Origin of the sequence: Kitasatospora sp. NPDC059327, from assembly GCF_042752535.1 — a bacterium.
In the GTDB taxonomy this organism is placed as follows: domain Bacteria; phylum Actinomycetota; class Actinomycetes; order Streptomycetales; family Streptomycetaceae; genus Kitasatospora.
Genome location: NZ_JBHYYB010000017.1, coordinates 34,108 through 55,884, shown reverse-complemented (window position 1 = coordinate 55,884; position 21,777 = coordinate 34,108). Strand labels below are relative to the sequence as shown.

Here is a 21,777-nt window from a genome sequence, read left to right as displayed (position 1 = left end):
GTCGTCGCCCGGGCCACGACCCTTCGAGAGAACAACCGGCAGTCACACCGGCAGCCTTGGCGTCACGGTGACTGCGCCTCCTTCTCTGCAGCCGGGCCCGGCGGGTGCGGCAGGCTCGCTGGCGCCGCCACCGGTCACGTGAGGTTCGTGACGCGGCAGTTCACCCGAGGGAGGCCCGCCGTGGCCGAGGAAGACACCGACGACCGCACCTACCGCGTCGTCCTCAACGACGAGGAGCAGTACTCCGTCTGGGCCGCCGACCGGGAGCTCCCGCTCGGCTGGTACGCGGAGGGCACCGAGGGCACCAGGGCCGACTGCCTGGCCCACATCGGCACGGTCTGGACCGACATGCGGCCGCTCAGTCTGCGCCGCCAGATGGAGCGGGCGGCCGGCTGACGGCCGGTCCGGCCCCGCGAGGTGCGTGAGAGATGACCAGCCCCGACACGCGGGCGCCGGCGGACCCGGAGGAGCGTCCGCCGGACCCGCCCGACCCGCCGAACCCGGCCGACGCGACCGCCGCCGAGCCGGTGGTCCCGCTGCACCGCAACCGCGACTTCCTGCTGCTGTGGGGCGGCTCGGCCGTCTCACTGCTCGGCTCGACGGCTACCACCATCGCCTACCCCCTGCTGGTCCTGGCCCTCACCGGCTCGCCCTTCGACGCCGGCCTGGCCGGCTTCGTCGCCCTGTTGCCCGCCCTGCTCCTGCAACTGCCGGCCGGCGCCCTGGTGGACCGCTGGCCGCGCCGGCGGCTGATGATCTGGTGCGACGCGCTGCGCGCGCTCGGCGCGGCGGTCATCGCCGTCTCGTCGGCGCTCGACCTGCTCAGCCTGCCGCTGGTGCTGGCCGTGGGCTTCGCGGAGGGCGCGCTCACCGTGTTCCACGGGCTCGCCGCGCACGCGGCCGTCCCGAACGTGGTGGCGCCGGGCCAGCTCTCGCTGGCCCTGTCCCGCAACGAGGCGCGCGGGCGGGGCGCCGTGATGCTCGGCACGCCGCTCGGCGGCATCCTGTTCGGATTCGGCCGGGCCGTGCCCTTCGTGGCCGACGCGCTGACCTACCTGGTCTCGCTGACCGGCCTGCTGTTCATCCGCAAGGAGTTCGAGGCCGACCGCCCCGCCCGGACCGGCACGCTGGGCGAGCAGGTCCTTGAGGGACTGCGGTGGCTCTGGCAGCACCCGTTCCTGCGCACCACCACCCTGCTGGTGGCCGGCAGCAACCTGATGTTCCGGGCCCTGTTCCTGGTCGCCATCGTGCTGGCCACCGATGTCGGCGCCTCCTCGGCCGGGGTCGGTCTGATGGTCGGGGTCGCGGGCGGCGGCGGCCTCCTCGGCTCGCTGGCCGCACCGTGGTTCGCCCGCCGCCTGGGCCTGCCCGCCCTGGTGATCGCGGCGAACTGGGCCTGGGCCGTCCTGATGATCGTGATCGCCCTCAGTCGCGACCCGCTGACGCTCACCGCCGCCTACGCGGCGATGTGGTTCGTCGGACCGCTGTGGAACGTGGCGCTCGGCAGCTACCAGCTGGGCATCACCCCCGACCGGCTGCGCGGCCGGGTGCTCGCGGCGATGAGCACGCTGTCCAACGGGGCCCTGCCGATCGGCTCGCTGCTCGGCGGCCTGCTGCTCGACTCGGCCGGCGCGCGGACCGCCGCGACGGTCCTGGCGGGCTGGATGGTGCTGCTCGCCGTCGCCGCCTCGGCCGCCCGTACGGTGCGCAGCGTGCCCGGCCCGGCCTCCCCGTGAGACCGGGCGGCTCCACCCGGTCGCCCCGCCACCCCTCCCCGGGTGGTCCTCCCCCGGCCACCGCTCCCCCGGTGGCCCCTCTCCCGGCCGCCACTCCCCCGGTGGCCCCTCTCCCGGCCGCCACTCCCCCGGTGGCCCCTCTCCCGGCCGCCACCGCCACTCGACGGCGGCTGCCGCCCGACGACCGCTCCCCCGACCGGGGCGACGGGCCGCCGGACAACCCCTCGATCCAGCGCTGACAGGAGGAACTAGCGTGTTCCGCACCATGCTCGGGCCGCGCCCCGATCCGACGGGGCGAGGCCATCATGCCGGAACCTGACGACCGGCCGGCCGGCGTACTCGGCACGATCGGCGGCACCCCGCTGGTCGAACTCGCCAAGCTCGCGCCGGGCCGGCACTTCACCACCTACGCCAAGCTGGAGGCCTTCAACCCCGGCGGCAGCATGAAGGACCGGTCGGCGCTGGAGATGCTCCGCGAGCGGATCCGCACCGGCGCGCTGGTGCCCGGCCGCTCGGTGGTCGTCGAATCCAGCTCCGGCAACCTCGGGATCGGGCTCGCCCAGGTCTGCGCCTACTACGGGCTCCGGTTCATCTGCGTGGTGGACCCGCGCACCAACCGCCAGAACATCGCCGTCATGCGGGCGCTCGGCGCCGAGGTCGAGGTGGTCCGCGACACCGACCCGGCCACCGGCGAGTACCTGCCCGTCCGGATCCGCCGGATCAGCGAGATCACCGCCCGGATCCCCGGGGCGTACTGGCCCAACCAGTACGCCAACCCGCTGAACCCCCAGGCGCACCGGCGGACGATGCGCGAGATCCTGGCGGCGGTCCCCGGCGGGATCGACTACCTGTTCTGCGCGACGAGTTCGTGCGGCACCCTGCGCGGGTGCGCGGAGCACGTCCGCGACCTCGGACTGCCGGTGACGGTCGTCGCGGTGGACGCCCGGGGCAGCGCCATCTTCGGCGGCGTCCCGACCTCCCGGCTGATCCCCGGCCACGGCGCGGCCGTCCGGCCCGCGCTCTACCGCGACGGCCTCGCCGACGAGGTCGTCCACGTGACGGACCTCGACTGCGTGGTCGGCTGCCGGCGGCTCGCCGGCCGGGAGGCGATCCTGGCGGGCGGCTCCTCCGGCGCGCTGGTGGCCGCGATCGACCTGATGGCCGACAGCATCCCCGCCGGCTCACGCTGCGCCGTCGTCCTGCCCGACCGCGGCGAGCGCTACCTCGACACGATCTACGACGACGAATGGGTCGCCCGCCACTTCGGCGACGTGTCCCACCTGTGGAAGGAGAAGGAGTTGGCGATGAAGGTGGCACCATGCTGATCCTGGGAGCCGGGGAGGTCCGACAGGTCCTCGACGGTGCCGAGAGCGAGGTCGTCGCGGCCGTGCGCCGCGCCTACGTCCTGCACGACCGGGGCCGCACGGCCCTGCCGCACTCGGTGTTCCTCCGCTTTCCCGACGAGCCGCGCAACCGGATCATCGGACTGCCCGCCTACCTCGGCGAGGACGTCCCGGTGGCGGGCATCAAGTGGATCTCCTCCTTCCCCGGCAACACCGCCGCCGGGCTGGAACGCGCCTCCGCCGCGGTGATCCTCAACTCGATGGCCACCGGTCACCCGGAGGCCCTGCTGGAGGGCTCGCTGATCTCGGCGCGGCGCACGGCGGCGAGCGCCGCCCTCGCCGCGTCCGTCCTCACCTCGGACACCCCCGAGACCGGCGTCAGCCTGATCGGCTGCGGCGTGATCGGCTTCGAGATCCTGAACTACCTGCGGGCCGTCCTGCCGGACCTCGGCACCGTCACCGTCTTCGACCTCGACCGGTCCCGCGCGGAGGCGTTCGCCGCCCGCTGCGCGGCCCGCTGGCCGGGGTTCAAGACCGCCGTCGCCGAGACCGCCGAGGACGCGCTGGCCGCCCACCGGCTGGTCTGCCTCGCCACCACCGCCGCGACCCCGCACCTGACCACCGAGGCCTGCCGGCCCGGCACCCTGGTGCTGCACGTGTCGCTGCGCGACCTGACCGCCGGGAGCATCCTGGGCGCCGTCAACGTCGTCGACGACGCCGACCACGTGTGCCGTGAGGGGACGTCCCTGCACCTCGCCGAACAGCAGGTCGGCAACCGGGACTTCATCAGCACCTCGATCGGCTCCGTGCTCCGCGCCGACCAGCCCTTCCGGCGCCCCGAGGACGGCGTCACCGTCTTCTCGCCGTTCGGGCTCGGCGCGCTCGACCTCGCGCTCGCCGGCCTCGTCCACCGGCAGGCGCTGGAGCGCGGGCTGGGCGTCCGCGTGCCGGGCTTCCTGCCGGAGGCCGCCGGGGCCGCCATCGGCTGACCGCACCGGCACCACCGGGGCCCCGGGCCCGCCGTCCACCGGCGGCGCCCGGGGCCCGGCGGCGTAGGGCGCGGCAGTGCGCGGCCTGGCAGCGTAGGGCGCGGCAGTGCGGGGCCCGGCGGCGTAGGGCCCGGCGGCGTGGGCCACCCGGGCCGGATGGGCAGGTCGTCGCAGGTCAAGGCCACCGACAGTATGATGATCCCTCACCAATCGGGGGGTCAGATGAGCCAGCCGGAGCCTCCGGCCCTGGGACCGCTGCTGCGCGCGCACCGCCACGACGCCGGGTTGACCCTGGAGGAACTGGCGGAGGGTTCGGGCGTCAGCGACCGCGCCATCGGCGACATGGAGCGCGGCCACAGCCGCGGCCCCCAGGCCCGCACCGTCCAGGCCCTCGCCACCGCGCTGGGGCTCGCCCCGGCCGCCACCGAGGCGCTGCTGGCCGCGGCCCGCGCGGGCCGGCGGCGACAGCCGGCCGCCGCACCGCCCGGCCTCTGCGACCTGCCTCCCACGGTGCCCGACTTCACCGGCCGCGCGGCCGAGACCGCCTGGCTCGCCCGGACCCTGGACTCCCCCGCCGGTCCGCCCGTGTCGGTCGTCTCCGGCGCCCCCGGCCTCGGCAAGACCGCACTCGTGGTGCACGCCGGGGCGCGTGTGGCCGACCGGTTCGCCGACGGCTGCTTCTTCGTCGACCTGCGCGGTCTGGACGCCGAACCCGTCACCCCGCACGACGCCCTGGGCCGCCTGCTGCGGGCCCTGGGCGTCCGCGAGCGGGACCTGCCGGGCGAGACCGACGAACGCCGCGGCCTCTACCGCCGGCTGATGCGGGAGCGGGAGACCCTCGTCGTCCTCGACAACGCCGCGCACGAGGCCCAGGTCCGCGCCCTGCTGCCCGGACCGGGGGCGGGCCGGCTCTGGGTGACCAGCCGCCGTACGCTCGCCGGCATCGAGCACGCGCGACGGCTCGTCCTGGCACCGCTGCCCGTCGACGCCGCCACCGCGCTGCTCGGCGCGATCCTCGCACAGCGCGAGGACGGGACGGCGGACGGCGGCGCGGCCGGGTCCGACCCGGCCGCCTTCGCGCGGATCGCCGAGCTCTGCGGACACCTGCCGCTGGCGCTGCGGATAGCGGGGAACCGCCTGCTGAGCCGGCCCGCCTGGAGCCCGCGCGCCCTCGCCGATCGGCTCGGTGACGAGGACCTGCGACTCCAGCGTCTGACCGCCGGGGACCTACGCATCCGCTCCGCGTTCCGGCTCTCCTACGAACAGCTCGCGGAACCGGTGCGGCTCCTCTTCCGCCGGCTGGCGCTCGTCCCGGGCGCGGACTTCGACACGGGGGCGGGCGCCGCCCTCACCGGTCTGCGGCCGGACCAGGTCGAGGAGATGCTCGACGAACTCCTCGACCTGGGCCTGCTCGGCCACACCGCCGCCGACCGCCTGCTCTTCCACGACCTGCTGCGGCTCTACGCGCGCGAGCGGCTCCAGGAGGAGGAGAGCCCGCAGGAGATCGCGGCCGCCGAGGCGGCGCTGCACCGCTGGCTGCTCGACACGGCCGCGGCGGCCGGCCAGTGGTTCCAGCCCGGTCCGCCGCCGACGGACGCGACCCAGGCCGGGGCGGCCCAGGCCGACGGGTTCGGCTCGGCGCGCGCCGCGCAGGCCTGGCTGGAGGCCGAGAGCGCCAACTGGCTGGCCGCGCTGCGCGCCGCGGCGGCCGCCGGCCGGCACACCGAGGTGGTGCGGACGGCCGAGTCCATGCACTGGTTCTCCGACCGCTGGACCCACTGGGGCCACTGGCCGACGGTCTTCGGACTGTCCCGCACGGCGGCCCACGCCCTGGGCGACGACGTCCTGGCGGCCACCCACGCCAACTACCTGGCCTGGGCCGTGCACTACTGCTCGCACCAGCCCCGCGAGTCCTCGGCGATCGCCGAGCAGGCGGCCGAACTCGCCCGCCGGGGCGGCGATGTCACCCAGGAGGCGTGGGCGCACTTCTACGCGGCCGCCGCCGCCATCCGGCTCGGCGAGCCCGCCGAGGCGGTCCACCGGGCCGGCCGGGCGGCCGAGCTGTTCGCGACGGCAGGCGACCGCGAAGGCCGGCCGCAGGCCCTGCTGGCCCTGGCCTCCGCCCAGGCGGCCGGCGCCGACCACGCGGACGCGCTGACCACCACCGACACCATCCTCGCCCTGCTCACCGACCCGGCGACCGCACCCGCCGCCCACATCAGCGACTTCACCCGGACCAACGCCCTCAACCAGAAGGGCCGGGCCCTGCTGGCCCTCGGCCGCCCCCGGGAGGCCGAGCACACCTACACCGAGGCCCGCGCCGTGGGCGCCCGGGTCGCCGTCCCCCTCCTCCAGGCCATCGCCGCCCTCGGCCAGGCCAAGGCCCTGGCGGAACTCGGCGACCGCGCCGGCGCCCTCACCGCCGCCCGCGAGGCCCGGTCCTTCGCCGAGACCGCCGGCGACCCGGCCCGACTCACCGAGGCGACGACCCTGCGGGACACCCTGGCGGGCGCCGGGGAGGACGGCGCGGAGGGCACCGCGCACTGACCGGCGCACCGGGCGGACGGAAGCCACAGGTCTGCCCACCGTCTCCGCAGGATCGCCGCGCCCTCCCGCGCCCCCTCACCGGCGGCCTGACCCCCTCGCCGCCAAGCCAGTCGGCTCCGAGCGCCGCATCGCCCTTCAGGCCCCTGCGTGCTCTCACTTCGCGCCCGCCTCCATCAGCAGGCCCAGGAGAAGGAGAAGGAGAAGGCCGGCTCTGGCTGGGTGGACACCGGTCCAGGTCTTCACCCGGCCCGACGGTCACCCCATCGAGCCTGCCACTTCAACGCGCTTCTCCGCCGCGCCCAGCTCCGCCAGATCCGCTTCCATGACCTGAGGCGCTCGACCGCGACCCTGCTCCTGGAACAGGGCGTCGAACTCGTCGTCATCAAGGAACTCCTCGGCCACACCCACATCGGCGTCACCGCCACCGTCTACGCACACGTCCGCCTCCGCCTCCAGCGCGACGCCATCGACCTCCTCAGCCGCACCCTCGGCGAGGTCTCCGAGGCTGCTACCAGGCCCGACGACGGCAATGATCTACCTCTTTGTGCAGCACCCGCCCGCAGACGTTGCCGTCAGCCTACTCCCGTCAAAAACCCGGAGGCCTCACCGGAACAGTGAGGCCTCCGGTACACCATTACACGAATTCATGATACTGAAATCGCTCGAATTTCAGAGCAGGCCAAGGACCTCACCGCTCCACCCCAGAGCCTGTGGAGAATGCCAGTTTGGACGCCCTCCACTAATGGCGAGATCACGCCCTTCGCGAATTGCATCACTGCATGAATCACCGAGAGAAATAGCCCGTCGAATCAGAGACCTGGCTTCCCCATGGAATCCCCGACTGACTAGGAACTCTAGCAGATCTTGCCCAAATCCAGTTGGGCGGAGGAGCGCATCTGACACCACTTCAGCCAAATTCTCGGGATCCTCAGAAGAGCTGAACCATGGCAAAGCAACCTCTCTTACGTGCTCACACAACCCATCGACGACCGCAAGCCTGTCAGAAGGAAGAGTGACGATCACCTTGGCCTCCCTCGAAATTTCAAGAAAACTGGCGGCGCAAACAATTCCCTCTACAGATTCAGGGCGCTCAACTGTGAGGCCAGGATTAGACTGCCTCCATGCTTTGAGCCCCTCATCGAAGACCTCCAGGCTCACAATGCTGAACTCGATCAGCTTTCCCCTCTTGTTCCAGCGGCTTCCCTCAAGACGCATGCGCTCAAATCGCCCATCAACGCGACGCTCCAAGCTATTTCGTCCCTTAAGCCACTGAAAGCCGTCCCGCTCCAGTCGATACGCCATCCACTCTCCGGAAGCCAGAAGAACTTCCTTGGGGCCCTCAAGTTCGATCAATCGTTCAGCCAGGCGTGTCGCCGAACGCCCTTGCTCATTGGTAGCCATGGCCCTCATTATGCCGCATCCATCGAAGCTTACGCAGTGGAGCCTTCCCATTTGACAGTAGATAAGTAACCACAAAATGGGCTCGGACCACCAAAGCGCCCCGAGCCCGTTTCTTTATCGCGGATTACATACGCCACATTGCCAATGGTCAATCTCCAAGGGCATTGTAACTGTACTACCCTTCTTTAGTCCGTATTGTTCAAGCTTGCTCGTATTGAGAATTACTCCACGCCTCGTTAGCTCTGGATATCCTACGGCTTGATGATCTGTCACCGTCGCTCCACCCACCTTGGATTCAATCGCAACCCAGCTTCCATTCGGAGTTCGCGCGACAAAGTCTGCAATGAAGACATCACCATCGCTGTTGATGAAACGCACCTGCGGGGTGATATCTGTATACCCACCCTTCTGGAGTCGATCAAGCGATGCCGCTTCGCCAATCGCACCGTGCGGAACCCCATCTACAGGACATTCTCCGACATTGTGCACCAATACCGGCGTAGTTCCCGCGAGTACATAGTACGTGTGAAGTTCTGAAACCGTGAGGTTGTAGGTAACGACCTGCTGATGATAGTTGCGAACGCTGGTGATGGTCACTGGCCCGCCATCAGGCTGCTGGAGTTGCTCACCCACATGAAGTGAGCTGGCCTCTATCCATCGACCAGCAGTGAGACTCCAGAACGGGTGATGCCAGGTCGTCGTGAGCGTTACGTCTTGTCGCGGTCCGGATGTCGCCGGAGCCGAGCTTTCCCGAAGAGACAGGTCGGTGAAGTCTTCGTCATCGGGCGTCGTGACAACAGCGGTCACCGCCTTGGCATCGGTGACTCCCGTTTGTGGGTCAGTGGCGAGGACCTCGTCGCCGACCTCTATCTCTTCAATGGGCTTCTGACCGCCGTTTGCCATCATCACAAGGGTTCCGGCGACAAAGCTGCGGCACAGTTGCGACCGGGCTTTCGCAGACAAGCCCATCAGTTCGCCAGGCCGACCACCCCGGGCAGCAACGCCCATCATTGAACCGGCGACTGAGTTGGCAGCCTTCTCCATCGGAGAATTACCGAACGGTGTACTGAGGGGGTCGCCCACCGCATTGTGGCCGGTCATCTGACCTTCGAGGCCACAATCGATGAAGATGCAATAGTTGGCGCGGAAGAAGTCGGCTTCTTCCTCTGTGGCGCCGAACTCCCACATCTGAAGTGCGGCCCAGTCGATGGTGCTTGTGCCCGAGTTGTACTTCCGGAGCACACGGTTGATCTCTACCGCGGTGGTGTTCTTGGAGCTCCTGACTATTTCCTGATGCTGGGCCATCTCTGCGGTCTTCAGGAAGGAGCGCATGGTGCGCTCTTCGAGAGACGCGCACGAGTTGTCGTGCCTGCAGTCGAAGGAACCATACCCGGTGCCAAGGAAGGGCGGAGTCATGGCTGATACAGGGCCCGGGGACGGATCGTGGAACCCTCCGCAAGACATCCCCATACACAGCAGGCCGGTCGGATCAGAACCGTTGACCGGGTCGTTGTTGCTATAGGCGTATGCGTTCCACTGTTGCGGGTCTGTGGGGTCGAGGATCGGGTCGGGGCTGATGAAACGGCCGGTAGCGGGGTCGTATTGACGTGCTCCGAGGTTGGTGAGGCCGGTGGTGTCGTCCTTGCTGCCACCGACGAATCCCTTGGTGCCGGCCCATCCAGAGGCGGGCGGCTGGGTGCCGCGCGGCTTGCCGAATGGATCGGTGGGCCTTCTAGTGACGGCCATCGCAGCATCGGTGTTGATCTGGACACCATTGGTGTGGTGGGGATCTGCGGCCTGGATCAGGACGGTGCCGCCGCCAATGGGGGCGGTCACGCGGGTGTAGGTGAGCCCGCCCGATGCGCCGATGGAACGGACGTTGCTCATCGAGCCGCTGGCGGTGTCGAGGGTGAGCTCGTCGGTGGGAAGGTTGAGCGTGGTCTTACCAGGGTTACGCCGGATGAGCTGGTTGCCGTCGGCGTCGTAGAGGTAGGTAGTGGCGCCGGCCTGACCGGTTTTGGTGAGCGATTCGAGCTTGTCCTCGCCGTTCCAGGCCAGGGTGGCGGTGCCGTCGGTGTCGGTGATGGCGGTGGTGTTGCCGTTGGCGTCGTACTGGTAGCCGACGGCCTTGGTGCCTACCGAGGTCTTGATGCTGGTACTCAGCAGGGCGTGGGGGCCACCCGTGCCCCCTCCTGTGTTGGGCGCGCCGGTAGGGGTATTGGTGCTCCTGTTGACCCCGAAGGCCTGGGTGGTGACGGTGTCATTGCTGCTGTTGCCGGTGATGTCGTGCTGGATCAGACCACTGCGGTTGCCGGTGGCGTCGTAGCTGTAGGTGTTCCAGTAAGGCGCCGGGCCGCCGACCGTGCGACCCCCGGGACCGGTGATCGCAGGGCCGCCGGCATTCGTACAGCCGCCGATGCCGGGCACGGTAGTGGAGCTGCCGGTCCCGTGGACGACGTCGGAGGAGTCCGTCCAATCAGCGGTGGTGTACGTGGTACCAGTGTCGGTCCAGGCGTTGATCAACCGGCCGAGGTGGTCATAGGTGTAGCACTGCAGGTCGCGGTCACGGGCGTCCTGCAGGTCACTGGCCGAGGTGATCCGCCCGGAGGCGGTGTAGGTGTAGGAGGTCTGGTCGGTCGAGACCGTGCCGCTCTGCCGGTCGACAAAGGAGTTGATGACCCGTCCGGTGACCCAGTCGTACTGCTGGGTGGAGACCACCTGACTGCCGTAGTCCCCCATGGTGGTACGGGTGACCCGGCCGAGCGCGTCGTAGTCCCGCTGCGCCACGATCTGCTGGGTGTAGTTGCTGTCCACGGTCGTCGGCAGGCCGGTGTCAGTGTAGGCGTAGCCGATGGTCTCGGTAGGCAGCCCGCCGGCTGCCGGGACCCGCATCTCCTTGAGCGAACCGAGGACCGCACTGTAGGTGTTCTTGGTGGTGTAGGTCCCGGCCAGAGCGCCTTCGGCTGCGGGGATGATCACTGAAGTACCGCGAGGCCGGTAGGCGGTGTCGTAGGCGGTAACGGCTGTGGTGTAAGCGGCTCCACCAGCTCCTCCGACGTAGCGGGTGGACGAGGTGAGGTGCTCCTTGGCGAGAGTGTCGTAGGTCCAGGCAGCGAGTTGGTTGGCGGGGGCGACGCTGCCGTTGTAGAGGCCGGTCTTCCGGTTGAGCAGGTCGTAGCTGTAGGCGAGGGTGGTGCCCTTGGCTCCGGTGACGTGGTCGATGCGTGAGTTGGCGTCGTAGAACGTTCTGGTCGTTCCGGCGTCCGGATCACTGACGGACGTCCGGCGACCCCGCAGGTCGTAGGCATAGGCCCAGGTGTTGCCGGCACTGTCGGTGTGGCCCGAGGGTTGGCCCGCCGCGGTGTAGCGGTAGGTGGTGACGTCGGCGTCCGCAGGGTTGCCGGTGGGCGTCGCGGTCCGGTACTGCCAGGCGGTGGTGGTCCGTCCCCGGGCGTCAGTCAGCGTGGAGGTGGGCGCGGTGCCGGACGGCGGGGTCACGTCGACACGGTCCGCGCCTGGGTAGGCGGTGGTGGTGGCCCACTGGGGGTTGGCGTAGGAGCGGAATTCCGCTCGGACGACGCGGCCCTGTCCGTCGTAGGTGTTCCATGTCTGGGCAGGAACCTGGCCGTCACCTGCGGGGGCGAAGATGGTGCCGTTGGGGAACGTCGTCTTCTCGTAGTAGGGATCGGAGGTCTTGATCACCCAGCCGTGCGAGTCGTACACGGTGTCGGTGATCAGACGTCCTGCCGGCTTCGCGTCGCTGGTCTGCTGTGTCTGCCGCGGGCGCCCCAGTCCGTCGAGGATCTCGACCTTGGCGGAGTAGGTCTGACCCCCCTCCTGGATCGACTCGGTCATGACGCTACTCGGCGCGGACGAGCCGTTGAGGGTGTAGGAGAAGCGCTGGGTGGGGTTCTGATCGATGGGCCGGTCGGGAGCCCATACTGCGGTCACGCGCCCGATGGCGTCATAGCGCACGGTCGTGACCCGCCCGTTGACGTCGGTCGTCGTCAGGGGTGTGGCGCGGCCGGGATCCTGGGTCGTAGTGGTGACCCAGCCACTGCCCATCGGGCCGACAGTGCGGGTCTGGGTCGGCAGGACCGCGGTAGCGGGTGTGAAGGCGACGGTGTTGACCGCAGGGGTGATGGAGGGGCCGGTCAGCTGGTTGCCCGCCGCGTCGTAGGTTGATCCGTCGGTCGTCGCCGCCGAGGTGGCGCGGCCGTAGGTGTCGTAGGTGGTTGTCCCGGACAGGGCGTAGACCGGCTTGCCCATTCCGTCGTAGTGGTCGAGGACCTGCGCGCTGGTGGAGTAGCCGGTGGGACCGGCTTGTCTGAAAGGCTTGCCGTCATAGAGGGTGCGACTGCCCGACACGGTGTTTGACGTGTTCGCCGTGGTTCCGCACGCGCCCTGGACGGTGGTCTGTTCGGAGACGAGAGTCAGTACCTGTGGATTGGTGCTGACAGCGTAGTCGGTGGTGGTGCAGAGTTCTGGGGTCGCGGCGCTGCCGTCGCCCTTGTCGTCAACCTGGATGACGCGGCCGCCGTGGTAGGGGTCCGTGGTGGTGGTGACAGTGGACGTGCGCCATGTGGCGTCGGCGAGCTTGGTTTTGGAGACCGCGTTGGTCTGCGACTCCGGGTAGCGTGCGTAGATCTTCGGCGCGCCTGCGCTCTGGGCATGGGTGGCGCTGGGGTCCGTCGCTCCGCTGTATGTGTTGCCGGAGACGGCAATGACCGTGCCGCCGGCCTTGTCATACATCTCGGTGGCGACGACGCGGCCTCTCAACCAGTCGTTGTCGGTGACGGTGCCTCCGAGCGGACTGGGAACATCGGTGTTCTGGGCCGTGCGCTGGCTTGTGCCGTTGGCGAGGTAGTCGCCGAGCATGCCACGCAGGTAGGTGACCTTCTGTTGGGTCTTGGGGGCCTCGCCGGCGAAACCGCTGCCGGTGGTGGTGGTCACCGACTGGTAGCCGCGGAAGCTGTCCCAGGTGCGGGTCTTGGGGTCGATGAGCTCGGCATCGTTGCGGTGCCACGCCGCGCCACCGTTGTAGGTGTACTCGGTGACTCGGTTGACGGTGGGGCTCGTCACGAGGTCCTGTTCGGTGACGGCTTTCACCAAGTACTTGTTGAACCAGTCGTTGACGGGGTCAGGTGACGACTGCCCGGACAGGTACCACTTAACCGGCATGCAGGCCATCAAGTTGTTGTCCTCGGAGGCCGGCATGCGGTTGTTCACGCGTGAACACTCGACATCCTTGTAGAGGACGTTGATCCGACCACCGGTCTCGGTGGTGATCTGCTGGATGCGTGGGCGCATGAACATCGGTGAGGGCGGAACGAGGCCGTCGACGCGGTTGGCCATCGGCTTGTAGCCGAACTTCACCTGGGGAAGGTCCTCGATCGGAGTCTGGCCGTTACTGGGGACGCGCTGGATCGAGTCGAGTTGCAGGGTTCGCTTGGTTCCGTCGTGGGGATCGGCGAGGGTCTGGTTCAGTTTCCATGTGTCGACGTCGCGGTAACCGGAGCCGACCTTCACCCTCGTGGTGATGGCGGTCAGACGCTTGGTCGAGAAGAAGGTGGGGGCGTAGTTGGAGCAGTCTCCCGTTCCGGTGCAGATCTGATCGATCGGGACGTCCGGCCACGAGTCTGCGTTGGCTTCGGTGCGCTGCTCCTCGACACACGTGATCGCGCCGTCTGCCTGGCAGCGCTCCTCGGTCTGAAAGACAACTTTCGCCGCCGGGTCCAGCGATCCATTCGCGCGGAGCTGCTCGTCCAGGCGCTGGCCGTAGCCAATCTCTCGCAGGTATCCGGCCCGCTGGTAGTCGGCGAGTGTGCCGTTGGCGCCATTCTTGGCGCCTCGACTGTACTTGTTGTTCTCCGTCGCGTACTTGTAGGTCGTCAGGCTGCCGTGGGTGTCGACGACGTAGTCGAGCTGCCAGCGCCAGGCCATCTGGCACCACGAACCGGTTCCGTTCGCGGCGCTGTAGCAGGGATCACCGCTGTTCGGTGAGTGGACCGGGGTGGTGCGCACAGAGGCGGCAGCAGGGTCGTTGCCGTCGCCGCCGGGCAGGTGGTTGCGGCCGAAGTAGTACTCGGTACCGTCAGGTGTGGTAATCCGCCAGTACTCGTCGCGGTACTCGACTCCGCCGACATTTCTCGGAGCACTGGTGAACTGCTCCACCTTGGATCCGTCGTCGTCCTGCAGGTGCCAGGTTCCTGTGCGGTCGTCACGCACGAGGGCACCGGAATGGGTTCCCAGAGAAAGGGCGGCGTTCTGGCCACCCCAGCACTGGTCGGACGAACCGGGTATGCCCGCCGTGTCGCAGCTTCGATAGGAGCGCTCGATGAAACCCGGCTCGTAGTTCCATCCGTCGCCGATCCAAGAGGACTGCGAGTTCGTCGAGGACGTCTTCCCGTCGACAGCGGCCGAGTCGTAGCCCAGTTCGACAGTGGGTGCCTTGCCACCGAGGGACGGGGGCAGTTGGAGGGGGTAGCCGTAGGTGAAGTTTCCGATGTTCGACCCCGCTTTCCAGTCCGCCGACGGCGAGAGCGAGGTCGCTGTGAAGCTGCCGCCGGGGCCGGACGGCGTCGGAACCGGGGCGAGTACCACCGGTGTGCCTGTCCCGCCAGCTGTGGCGGGTGCCAGCGCCGGAGCGCCCGTAGCGGTGAACGAGACCTGCGTCGCACCGTTCTTCCCACCGGACGTGGGGGCGGGATCCGTGGTGAGGGGCAGGGTGACGTCGGCGGTCATCTTGCCGGTGCCATCGAGGCGAGAGGCTACGGGCACCTGGGTACGGCACTCGGGCCTTTCCGGAGTTGTCAGCGCGCAGGGCGGCAGCGACACGAGCTTTGCCCGGTCGGACCAGCCGGCCGCCCGCAGGCCCTTGAGGTCCAGGGTGATGTTCGCGGTGCGACCGTCGCGCGTGGACGTCAGGTCAGCGTCGGATACGGCGACAAGCGGAGCAGTGACACCGGCAGCCTTGCCCTTGTCCGGGTCGGTCACCTGGACGGTGACGGTGTGTGCGCTCTCGCCCTGGCCGGCACCGGGGGCTACCCGCACCGGCAGGGCTCCGGCCTTGGATCCGGTCGCGCCTCCCGACGCGGGTGAGGCCCCTCCGGTGGCGGAGCGGGCGGCCTTCGCCTCGGCGCTGTCGGCACCGATTGTGACCGTCTCGATCCCCGTAACCACCGGCACCGCTACTTCCGGCTTCCAGCCGGTCGGCCTGCTGTCCGGCAACGCGCCTGGAGGCCGGACGTCGTGGCCCTTGACCGAGGCGTCCGCACCGCCCAGCGGCGTGTTCGGAGGTGTCCAAACCTTCCCCGCAGGTTCGGGGAACGTCCAGGCCGCCGCCGGCGGCACGGCGATTCCTGTCATCGCCAGTGCGACTGCGGTCGCCACGCCGGGTGAGCGCCATCGGCCCCCCGCTCGTCTCACAGCCCGTTTACGGGCAGGCCAAAGGCTCACAGTGGTCTCCTCGTTCATTATCGACATAGCGTCATACAGGCACAGCTGTCTTATGATCGAAGTGACGATAGGTGAGGAATCCAATACGCCGCCAGGTCGTTCGGTCACCATGTATGTAATGTTTACAGATTCTTTATCTGATCATCTGTCGCGTTTCGGACATGTCATCCCAAGACGTCAATCGGGTTGACCTAAGCGCAGGTCAACCCGCATCGTTCCGACCCGAACACCGCTCCGAAACGGAGCTTCAAACCGGGAGGGATCACTCCACCGACATGTCCGCCACGTCATACCCATGCACGAAAACGCCACCGCCGACATCGATACGCACTCGCGCGATCCGCATGACCGCCTGGGGCGCAAGCTGCATCCTCGGTTTCGGCCTGCTCACGGCGCCGGCTGCACTCGCCGCTGACGGCACCGCACCGCCTTCTCACGGACCGGTGGGCGGCGTGCTCCCCCTCACCCCTTCGACGCCCGCGCCGACCCGTACACCGCTGCAGCAGGCGATGCTCGATGCCGTCACCAAGGCCAGGTCGACCGGCAAGCCGGTCGTCGTGGACGCGATGACCGACGAAGCGTCGAAGACCGTCGCGAACCCCGACGGCACGCTGACGACCACCGACGACGCCCTGCCCGTACGGACCAGGCGCGGCGGCACGTGGGCCGACATCGACTCAACGCTCCGCCCCAACTCGGACGGGACTCTCAGCCCCGCCGTCGCGACCACCGGTCTGACGTTCTCCGGCGGCGGCAGCGGAGCCATGGCCACCGTCTTGACCTCGGACGGCAAGCAACTGTCCGTCAACGCCCCGTTCACGCTGCCCAGGCCAACGTTGAACGGAGCCACCGCCACCTACACAGACGTCTTGCCCGGTGTCGATCTCCAGCTGACCGCGCTCCCGGTCGGCGGATGGCGCGACGTGATCGTCGTCCGCACGCCGCAGGCCGCCGCGAACCCGGCGCTCAAGACCCTGCACTTCCCACTCTCCGGCCAGGGCCTGACCGTCTCCTCCGACGATCAGGGGCGCATCGAGGTCAAGGACGACGCCGGCGGATTGCGCTTCCGTTCACCGGCCCCCCTGCAGTGGGACTCCTCCCGCTCCGCTACCGGCTCCCCCACCATCACGCCCAGGTCCGCCAAGCTCGCCGCCGCGGCCCCGGCCGCCGCACCGCAGCACGTCGGCAGCGGTGCGCCGTCGACCACGGAGGCGCCCGGGGACGGCGCCAACGTCGCCGCGATCGGCAGCAAGGTCATTGGCAACATCCTTGAGCTGACGCCCGACCAGGACGCTCTCGGCACCGGCACCGGCCCCTGGTACCTGGACCCATCACTCACAGCCGTCACCAGCTACACCCAGAGCTCGGTGGAGGTCCAGGAGAACCACGAGACGGCGGAGAACTACAACAAGAAGTCCAGCCTCTCCACCGGTTTCTGCGGCTACCACAGCCCCGACCCCAACCTCGACTGTGGCAAAGAAGGCCGCCAGCGCGCCTACTTCCAGTTCAACGTCAACCCCGCCATCTACAGCAAGGCCAATGGCGCCGAAGTTCCACCGACGCTGTTCACCTCCACCCTCAACGGTCAGGTCACCAGCGCCGCCAACCCCACTGCCAACACCCCGCTCGCCGTGTTCTGGGCCCCCACCGGTATCGACGAGCACACCAGCTGGCTCCGTCAACCGTGCGGGAACGACAAGAGCGTGGTCATGCAGAACTGCCCGCTGGTCAGCAGTCAGTCGGTGACCGGCACCGTTCCCCTTGCCATCGACGTCACCGATATGATGAAGCGCGCCGCCGCCGGCAAGTGGGCCACTTGGACCATCGCCATCGCCCCTCAGACCAACGAGTTCGACAAGGCCTTCCGGCACGCCATCGCCAGCAACCCCAGCGTCACCACCACCTACGACATCACCCCCACCATCTGGGACCCGCGCACCAGTCCCACCCCCGGGTTCGCCAACAGGCCTGGCGACACGAATCCCCCACGGTGCACCAGCGGCGGCACCAACCCCTGGGACAACCCCGGCTGGATCGGCAGCAACCAGAACATCTACCTCACCGCCAACAGCTACTCCCCCAGCGGCCAGCCCCTCTACACGGGCTACCAGATGTGGGACGACAACGACTCCGACTTCCGTCCCCGCCCGGGTGACTGGGGTGGCAGCTACAACAACCCCGGCGTGACAGTCAGCGTCGGATCACTGTCGGACGGGCACCAGTACGGCTGGCTCGCCCACTCCACCGACGATCTGCTCGCCTCTCCCGCGAGCAACTGGTGCTACTTCCGCGTCGACAAGACCAACCCCCGCCTGAGTATCAACTCCACCGACTTCCCACCCTCCGGTACCCCCAATCCCAGCCCCGCCAGGTACGCGGGCGACACTGATCATCCCGGCACCTTCGTCATCAGCGCCGAGGACCCCTCCCCCGGCAGCGGCCTCCAGGCCTCCGGCATCGCGTGCATCCGCTTCAGCACCGACTCCACCCCGCTCGCCGGATGGCAGTGCGGCCAGCCCGATACCTACTGGCCAGGCACTCCGGTCCAGTTCGCTCCACGCAACTGGGGCACCAACAGCGTCTACGCCTGGGCCATGGATGTCGCGGGCAACTACAGCCAGCGCGCCGACTACAACTTCTACGCACCCTGGAAGCCCGGCACCCAGCCGGTCTTCGGCGACGTCGACAACGACCAGAAGCCCGACATCGTCATCACCGACGCCAACGGCAACTTGCGGATCATCGGCGGCATCACCGACCCGCTGAACTCCCTGGCCCCTGCGGCCGCCGCACCAGGAACCGACAGCACGCACAAGCCCACATGGGCCGACTACCAGATCACCCACCGCGGCACTCTCAACTCCGGCCAGGCGGTGGACCAGATCATTGCCCACAACACCAAGGACGCCGACCTCAAGAAGAAGCTGTACGTCGTGACCAGCGACGGCGCCGGTCACTTCGATGCGATCCGCTCCGGCAGCCTGACCCGGCCGGGCGACTGCGAGACCGTCGAGACCCTCGCTGCCTGCGACGGCTACAACACGCAGTACTGGTCGGACGTCTCCCAGGTCGTCGCCATCGGCACACCCGAAGGCGAGTCCCTCAAGAAACAGGGCGACCTGACCGTCACCAACACCCGCACCTCCCTGCTCACCGTCGAGAACGGCAAGCTCTACCTCTTTCCGCACGGCACGTCCGACGACGTGATGCCGACCGCGAACCTCATCCCCACCCTGCCCGGCAACGGGTCCTGGGACGACTACGACCTCATCAACCCCGGCCCCGCCAACGGCCTCACCGGAATTTCCGCTACCGAGAGCAAGAGGCAAGCAACCCTCTGGGCCCGCCACCGCGCCACCGGCGACATCTACGCGTACCCCATCACCTGGAAGAACGGGGCGCCCGACTACAGCGCCCTCACCAAGCCCGGTGCCGGGACCCGGATCCTCACCGGTGCCGGCCTGACAGCCACGAGCCACAGCCGGATCGGCGCCGGCGACCTCAACAACGACGGCTACGCCGACCTCTGGGTGATCGACGGAACGAACGCCATCGCCGTCTTCCCCGGACGAAGTAACGACAACACCGAGAGCAAGGTCGACGGATTCGGTCAGTGGAGCCTGGTCGGCTACTCCGATGCCAGCGTCTCCCTCCATCCCGGCCTCGCGCCCTGGCAGTGCGCCGACACCGAGGGCGGCCCCCGCATCGACGCCCAACTCGCTATCTGGGGCTGCTGGAACACAACCAACCAGCGCTTCAACTTCGCCACCGACGGAACCATTCGCGCCGGCAACTACTGCGTGTCGACCAAGGACAACGCACTCGGCAACGGAGCCGCAGTCGTCCTCGCTCGCTGCGAGAACAAGGGCGGGCAGAAGTGGGCCATGCGCCCAGACGGCCGCGTCTACCTTCCGAGTTCCGTCGACGCTGCCACCAGCCCCGAGGGTCTTTGCCTCGAACTGCCAGGTTGGGCAGTCGACCAGGGGACCCACCTGGGCATCTGGAGCTGCCCAGGTCTCCAGGGTAACCAGCAATGGACACTCAACCCTGAGCGAAACCGCTGAAATCACCCAGGCCTAGCTGGTGACCTAGATGTACTCGGCCCGGGGCAAGGACCCTTCGACCATGAAGGATCCCGGCCCCGGGCCGGAAAGCCCCTGTCCCCCATAATCGGGCCGAATGGCCGACTTCAGAACGTCTACGCGATATCGCCGACTCCCGAGTGCCGATTGTGGCTGGAACACCCCGCTCTGCCGACGGCCTGCACACGCCGGGGCGAAACTCGCCCCGGCCCCGCTGGGCGAGGTCCGCTACCCTCGCGCGCGAACCCTGGACAGACCCCGCCCGGCGCTGCCCGGCCAGGAGTCGCGAGTGGGCACAGGAACCGCCATGACCTCCGCCCCACGAGACCCCTTGCCGCCCGTCGACCCCCTCCGCGGGGGCCGACGGGCGGGTTCAGTGCTACGCCAGGCTCTGTTGGATGGCCAGCACCGCCAGTCGGACCCGGTTCAGGCTGCCGGTCTTGGTCATCAGGTTCGACAGATGGGTCTTCACCGTCGTCACGCCGACGTGCAACCGATCGGCGATGTCGTTGTTGGAGTGTCCGGCCGCGACCAGCCGGAGGACCTCCCGCTCCCGGTCGCCGAGGTGCCGTCCATGGCGGGCATGTGCAGGTCCATCAGGACGACCTCCGGCGACGGCTGTTCGGCGAACCGCAGCGCCTCCGTTCCCTTCGCCGCCTCCCCCACTACGGTGAGGTCCGAGGTGGACTCGCAGAGCATCCGGACGCCGGCACGGACCAGCTGCTGGTCGTCGCCGATCAGCACCTTGATCACGCTCGGCTCCCGGCCGGTGCGGAGGTCGGGAGGCGGCGGGCAGCCGGGCGGTCAGACGCCAGCCGTCGGCTGTCGCGCCGGCATCGAGGGAGCCTCCGACCAGCGCGACACGCTCGCGCATCCCGAGCAGCCCGTAGCCGGTGCCGCCGCGTTCCGGCCGTCCGGTCCCGTCCGCTCCGTCCGGGCGGGGCAGGTCGTTCTCCAGGTCCAGTAGCAAGGTCCGTTCCTCCATCCCCGCTGCTGGGCCGCTGGGCCTGGTGGGCGCGCCGCAGCCCCTGCGGGATCTCCGGCTCCGGATGAATTTCGGTCCTGGGGAGCGAAATTCGGCCGGCCGGCCGCTCGCGACGGAGACCGCTGAGCGGCCCGCCCCGCCGGGCCGGCCGGGCCCCGGCACCGGCCCCGTCCGCCGTCAGGCCGGCCAGGCCTCCGGCTCGCGGGCGCCGGCCTGCCAGGCGCGCGGGGTGACCCCGTAGGTGGCCCGGAACACCCGGCTGAAGTGGCTGGTGCTGACGAACCCCCAGCGGCCGGCGACGGCCGCCACGGTGGCCGGGCGGGCCGAGGGGCGGGCCAGGTCGCGGCGGCACATCTCCAGGCGGCGGCGCTGGATCCAACGGCCCACGGTCACGCCCTCGTACTGGAAGAGCTTGTGGAGGTAGCGCACCGAGAAGTGGTGGGCGGCCGCGATGCCCTCCGGGGTGAGAGCGGGATCGCCCAGCCGCCGCAGGATGTACTCCTTCGTCCGGGCGATCGTGGCCCGGACCTCCTCGGGAGCCGGCCGGGCCGCGCGCCGGCGGTGTTCCTGGGCGAGGACGGCGAGCAGGTCCTGGGCCGTGCCGGCGAGCCGGGCGGCCGTCCGCAGGTCCAGCGAGTCCACCGGCCGGGCCAGCCGGCCGAGGTAGGCGGCCACCAGCGCGGCCGTGCCGGTGTCCGTCCCGAAGGCCGTCCCGGACAGCTCGCGCAGATCGTCCTCGGCCAGCCCGGCGGCCTCCCGGGGCCAGTGGAACGCGGTGCCGGAGAAGTCCTCCGAGACCTCCAGGACGACCGGGCGGCCGGCCCGGGCGACGGCGAACGCGCCCGGTCGCAGCGGCAGCCGGTGGCCGTCCAGGAGCAGCGCGGCCGTGCCGTGGTGCGGGAGGACCAGGGTGACGTGGTCCTCCCGGCCGCACAGGACCGGAGCGCGGCCGTGCGCGGCCGGCCAGGGACCGGCCACGATCGAGGAGATCCGCAGCGGGCCGAGCCGGTGGCCGGCGATGCTCGCGGCGTACGGGACGCCCCGGGGCGGTGGCGGCGGCACGGCAGACGGGCCGGACGGGTCGCAGGCCCGGTGCGGGCGGCGGGCGGCGGGCACCGCGCCGGGTGAGGACGGGGCGAGGGTGAGGGCGGACATCGGTGCTCCTGCGGTGGCCGCCGGGTGGTGTCCGGACGGGCCGTGTGCTGACGCGGGGTGAGGGTGGCGGCGCGGGGCCGT

At 69.4% G+C, this 21,777-nt stretch carries 12 protein-coding genes; 7 read left to right on the top strand and 5 right to left on the bottom strand.

The features are described 5' to 3' along the window. The first annotated feature begins 180 nt into the window (after positions 1 to 180). From ACFXHB_RS13400 to ACFXHB_RS13375, 6 genes are all read left to right on the top strand, one after another. The gene (locus ACFXHB_RS13400) at positions 181 to 396 is read left to right on the top strand and encodes an MbtH family protein (protein WP_380574188.1); all 216 of its coding nucleotides are present in this window, start codon (positions 181 to 183) and stop codon (positions 394 to 396) included. 32 nt (positions 397 to 428) lie between these two features. After that, entirely contained in the window at positions 429 to 1,736 is a 1,308-nt protein-coding gene (locus ACFXHB_RS13395; protein WP_380574187.1) for an MFS transporter, read from the top strand. A gap of 305 nt (positions 1,737 to 2,041) precedes the next feature. Continuing rightward, entirely contained in the window at positions 2,042 to 3,061 is a 1,020-nt protein-coding gene (sbnA, locus tag ACFXHB_RS13390; protein WP_380574186.1) for a 2,3-diaminopropionate biosynthesis protein SbnA, read from the top strand. Beyond that, positions 3,055 to 4,068 (top strand): 2,3-diaminopropionate biosynthesis protein SbnB, encoded by a 1,014-nt coding sequence (gene sbnB / locus ACFXHB_RS13385; RefSeq protein WP_380574185.1) that lies wholly within the window; start codon positions 3,055 to 3,057, stop codon positions 4,066 to 4,068. The genes sbnA and sbnB overlap by 7 nt, the downstream gene beginning before the upstream one ends. A gap of 222 nt (positions 4,069 to 4,290) precedes the next feature. Beyond that, the gene (locus tag ACFXHB_RS13380; protein WP_380574184.1) at positions 4,291 to 6,615 is read left to right on the top strand and encodes an ATP-binding protein; all 2,325 of its coding nucleotides are present in this window, start codon (positions 4,291 to 4,293) and stop codon (positions 6,613 to 6,615) included. Positions 6,616 to 6,762: 147 nt separating this feature from the next. Next, on the top strand, positions 6,763 to 7,233 hold the full coding sequence (locus tag ACFXHB_RS13375) for a tyrosine-type recombinase/integrase (RefSeq protein WP_380574183.1): 471 nt from the start codon (positions 6,763 to 6,765) through the stop codon (positions 7,231 to 7,233). A gap of 51 nt (positions 7,234 to 7,284) precedes the next feature. Here the strand turns inward: ACFXHB_RS13375 and ACFXHB_RS13370 are convergent, their stop codons facing one another. Continuing rightward, on the bottom strand, positions 7,285 to 8,016 hold the full coding sequence (locus ACFXHB_RS13370; protein WP_380574182.1) for a hypothetical protein: 732 nt from the start codon (positions 8,014 to 8,016) through the stop codon (positions 7,285 to 7,287). A 114-nt stretch (positions 8,017 to 8,130) separates the two neighbouring features. Further along, entirely contained in the window at positions 8,131 to 15,408 is a 7,278-nt protein-coding gene (locus tag ACFXHB_RS13365) for an RHS repeat-associated core domain-containing protein (RefSeq protein WP_380574181.1), read from the bottom strand. Between the two features lie 518 nt (positions 15,409 to 15,926). Between ACFXHB_RS13365 and ACFXHB_RS13360 the strand changes: the two genes are divergently transcribed. Next, entirely contained in the window at positions 15,927 to 19,538 is a 3,612-nt protein-coding gene (locus tag ACFXHB_RS13360; protein WP_380574180.1) for a ricin-type beta-trefoil lectin domain protein, read from the top strand. Positions 19,539 to 19,935: 397 nt separating this feature from the next. On the opposite strand, the gene ACFXHB_RS13355 is transcribed toward ACFXHB_RS13360, so the two are convergent. From ACFXHB_RS13355 to ACFXHB_RS13345, 3 genes are all read right to left on the bottom strand, one after another. Then, the gene (locus ACFXHB_RS13355; RefSeq protein ID WP_380574240.1) at positions 19,936 to 20,061 is read right to left on the bottom strand and encodes a LuxR C-terminal-related transcriptional regulator; all 126 of its coding nucleotides are present in this window, start codon (positions 20,059 to 20,061) and stop codon (positions 19,936 to 19,938) included. Then, on the bottom strand, positions 20,034 to 20,309 hold the full coding sequence (locus ACFXHB_RS13350; protein WP_380574179.1) for a response regulator transcription factor: 276 nt from the start codon (positions 20,307 to 20,309) through the stop codon (positions 20,034 to 20,036). The genes ACFXHB_RS13355 and ACFXHB_RS13350 overlap by 28 nt, the downstream gene beginning before the upstream one ends. 409 nt (positions 20,310 to 20,718) lie before the next feature. Next, positions 20,719 to 21,696, bottom strand: a complete 978-nt coding sequence (locus tag ACFXHB_RS13345) for a helix-turn-helix domain-containing protein (RefSeq protein WP_380574178.1) — start codon at positions 21,694 to 21,696, stop codon at positions 20,719 to 20,721. Between the last annotated feature and the right edge of the window lie 81 nt (positions 21,697 to 21,777).

Coding starts and splice junctions, on each gene's coding strand:
- ACFXHB_RS13395 (WP_380574187.1), top strand. CDS start 429: ATGACCAGCCCCGACACGCGGGCGCCGGCGGACCCGGAGGAGCGTCCG.
- sbnA (WP_380574186.1), top strand. CDS start 2,042: ATGCCGGAACCTGACGACCGGCCGGCCGGCGTACTCGGCACGATCGGC.
- sbnB (WP_380574185.1), top strand. CDS start 3,055: ATGCTGATCCTGGGAGCCGGGGAGGTCCGACAGGTCCTCGACGGTGCC.
- ACFXHB_RS13380 (WP_380574184.1), top strand. CDS start 4,291: ATGAGCCAGCCGGAGCCTCCGGCCCTGGGACCGCTGCTGCGCGCGCAC.
- ACFXHB_RS13370 (WP_380574182.1), bottom strand. CDS start 8,016: ATGGCTACCAATGAGCAAGGGCGTTCGGCGACACGCCTGGCTGAACGA.
- ACFXHB_RS13345 (WP_380574178.1), bottom strand. CDS start 21,696: ATGTCCGCCCTCACCCTCGCCCCGTCCTCACCCGGCGCGGTGCCCGCC.